The sequence below is a fragment of the Azospirillum sp. FG154 genome (assembly GCF_057809575.1).
Map to the genome: position 1 here is coordinate 1 of NZ_JBMDKF010000058.1, position 2717 is coordinate 2717.

Genomic DNA, 2717 nt, shown 5'->3' on the forward strand with positions numbered 1-2717 from the left:
TTGTAGCGCGCCAAATGGTTTGACGTGATCCGCCAGATGGTTTGACAGTTTCGCGCCGCTCACGGCCAGCCCACCGAAAGGTCAACCGACCTCGGATCAGGCGCAACCAACACCGACCCCTCAATGACCCCGCTCGCGTCGCGGATTGCCTTGATCGTCAACCACAGGGCTTGACCCGCGAGGTATTCCGTCCGCTCGGGTTCCGGCAGTTCGTCGCCCTTGGTGCCGGGGTAGAGCAGCGCCAACTCAGCGGCCCTCGCCGTGAGGTTGGCTTGCTTCCAGGCTGGCGCTATCTCAAGGATCCGGCGACTGGCCTCAGCCTTAATCAACACAACCCGTTCAGCCCGGAGCGCGGCCAGTTCAGCGGCGGTCAAAGCCCGAAAGGCCCAACGCGGGCTGGCGGTCGTCGCGCCGATCACCCACCCGTCCTGTTCCAGGACGTGACCGGGTGGCGGCGCAGGCGGCGGCTCGTCCACCACCCTCACATAGCCGGTGTCAGGATAGCCGCGCTCTGTCAGGTCGGCCAGTTCAGCGGGCGACAGGTGCAAATTGATGAGCCAGATCGGAAGCGACACAGGAGCGCCAACCGGCGTGCGGTCGCGCAGCCTGATTTCCAGGTGCATGCCCATGCGCAGCCTGATTTCCATGCTCATGCGTAGTACCCCCTGAAAACACAGCGCGTGGCGTTAACGCCGTTACTGCCGTTGCCCTCCATTTCAAGCCACCAGTAGCGCCCAACGACCGCCGAGGCTATTTGCGCGGAGACTTGCGCGGCCATGCCGCTGGGGTACACGCCCGACCAGACGCACACGCCGCCGGGTCGTGGGACGTCAGAGGCCCACAGAGTCATCGCCCCCGAGTAGTTGTCACCACGAAAATAATCGTCGGTGGGCGCGACGGCCTCGAAGGAGGTGATGACAGCGGAGCCAAAGAGATCCCGACCGATCCAATTGCCCATACCCGAGGCCGATGGCGACTTGCGCGCGCCGGTTGACCAGCCGTGAGGGAGGCCGTCGAATGCAGCCGCTAACCCGCCACCCGCCGTAAGGTCGCCGATGGCGACGCCAAATGCCGAGAAATCCATAATGACCCTGGACAACAACGCGCCATCGCGACTTGAAGCCGGAAGGCCGATTAGGTGCGGCGAGCGAGGGAAGCCTGTAAGCTGCGCCGCTCTCATCGCAGCCCCACTTCGGCCAGGAAATCCAGGCGCGCAGGCGCAGCCGAAACAGCCGCCGTCACCGCGACGATCAGCGCGCCATAGACGCCCAGTTCCCATCCAGTGTCCGGCATCGCGGCGGTGGCCGGGTCTTGCGTCCCGCCCATCAACGGGACCGGCGGCGTGGTGTCGGCGTAGCCCGCGTTGGCCGCCACCGCCCGACGGGTTCGCAAGGCGACGCGGAACAGGCGCGCGCCGGACGGCAAAGCTGCGTCAGCAGTGAATGGCGTGGCGGCGACCGTAAGCGCGAGCGCGCTGACCGCCGTGACCTGCGCGAGCAGGCCAACATTGGCCTGCGTCGCCGATCCGACGTTGTTTGCGCTCAGCGGTCCAAACAGCATCAGGCTGTCTCCGACCCGCCAACCGTCGGTGACAAACGATCCAGCGGCGCGCGTCACGCCGCTGGTCGTCAGCGCCAGGACGCCAGTGGTGGCGGCATCCTGCGTTGTCAGGCAATCGCCGATGTAGATCAGCACAGACCGCGCGGTGCCGTCCGTGCTGGCGATGCCCCCGCCAAAGGCGCGGCACCCGCCCCAGTGCAATTGCTGGCGAACGATCAGTTCGCCGGGCAGCGGAATTTCGCCGGGGATGGCCGCCGCGACGCCGGGCGGCTGACAGTCCACGAGGATTTTGGCGGCTGTCCCATTGATGATGGTCAAGCTGGTCGTGAAGTGTCGGTATGAAAGAGGCGTGTTGAGAAATCCAGACATGGTTGGCCCTCATCAAAGCTTGTTGCCGACCACGCTAAGCGTGGCCAGCCGGTTTAGTTGGTCGAGGCTGTGGGTGAGACCGGCGGGCAGTGCAGCCTGGACGTCAGCGACGGAGGCCGCGCCGATCTCCGCCCGCGCGCTTGCCTCATCGACCGCCGCGACCAGGCGCGCGCCCGTCTCCGAGACAGGCACGCTCACGTCGAGCGCCCCCGCGACGCTGGCCTGGATGGCGGTCATCTGCGCGACGGCGGTGGCGGCTGCCGCATCGACCGCCTGCGCGGTGTCGCCGACGTGCTGGGCTGCGACGCCGACAGCTTCCAGCGCCGCCGGGAAGTTCACTTCATGACCAGCCCGACTGCCATCCGTCGCCTCGTCAAAGCCGCCGGGGTTCACGTCGCTGACCGGCTCGCTGTTCCAGTAGCGGTCGGCCAGTTTGGCGACCGCGTCGGTCCATGTGATCGTCATCCCACCATCTCCTCAATTTTGAGCGACGCCCGCCACATGCCGGGTTGCACCTGCCGCCGGGCGACCGCCTCGCGCAGAAACCCCACGAACGCTTCGCGCCACAGGTGCCGCGTCTTTGTCGGCTCCGGGATCACCGCCACCGGCCCGACCAGATCAAGCCGGGCGGACAAGTCCTGAAACTGGGCGGCCTCGTCTTCGGTCAGATCTTCAAAGGCCAGCGTCTGCACCCGCATCGGGCGGCGGTAGGCGACGATCCGGCCACCGCCCGGCGTGCGGTCCAGCTTGGACTGGATTTCCGGCACGATTTCGCGGCCCCAATCGAA

General features: G+C 66.6%; 5 protein-coding genes. All 5 read right to left on the reverse strand.

All coding sequences use genetic code 11. The annotated features are described in order from the left end of the window. Nucleotides 1–59: 59 nt before the first annotated feature. Nucleotides 60–653 (reverse strand): hypothetical protein, encoded by a 594-nt coding sequence (locus tag ACODS4_RS28030; protein WP_488869153.1) that lies wholly within the window; start codon nt 651–653, stop codon nt 60–62. Further along, entirely contained in the window at nt 650–1099 is a 450-nt protein-coding gene (locus tag ACODS4_RS28035; protein WP_488869155.1) for a hypothetical protein, read from the reverse strand. The genes ACODS4_RS28030 and ACODS4_RS28035 overlap by 4 nt, the downstream gene beginning before the upstream one ends. A gap of 77 nt (nt 1100–1176) precedes the next feature. Beyond that, nucleotides 1177–1929 carry a hypothetical protein gene (locus ACODS4_RS28040; RefSeq protein ID WP_488869157.1) on the reverse strand — a complete coding sequence of 251 codons (753 nt, stop codon included), beginning with the start codon at nt 1927–1929 and terminating at the stop codon, nt 1177–1179. A gap of 12 nt (nt 1930–1941) precedes the next feature. Continuing rightward, a complete protein-coding gene (locus ACODS4_RS28045; protein WP_488869159.1) occupies nt 1942–2394 on the reverse strand; it encodes a hypothetical protein in 453 nt (150 codons plus the stop codon). Then, the coding region (locus ACODS4_RS28050) for a hypothetical protein (protein WP_488869161.1) at nt 2391–2717 on the reverse strand (327 nt) is incomplete at its 5' end. The genes ACODS4_RS28045 and ACODS4_RS28050, both read right to left, overlap by 4 nt.

Bases quoted from the DNA above. Each gene is read 5' to 3' on its own strand.
- ACODS4_RS28045 (WP_488869159.1), bottom strand. From the start codon at position 2,394: ATGACGATCACATGGACCGACGCGGTCGCCAAACTGGCCGACCGCTAC.
- ACODS4_RS28040 (WP_488869157.1), bottom strand. From the start codon at position 1,929: ATGTCTGGATTTCTCAACACGCCTCTTTCATACCGACACTTCACGACC.
- ACODS4_RS28030 (WP_488869153.1), bottom strand. From the start codon at position 653: ATGAGCATGGAAATCAGGCTGCGCATGGGCATGCACCTGGAAATCAGG.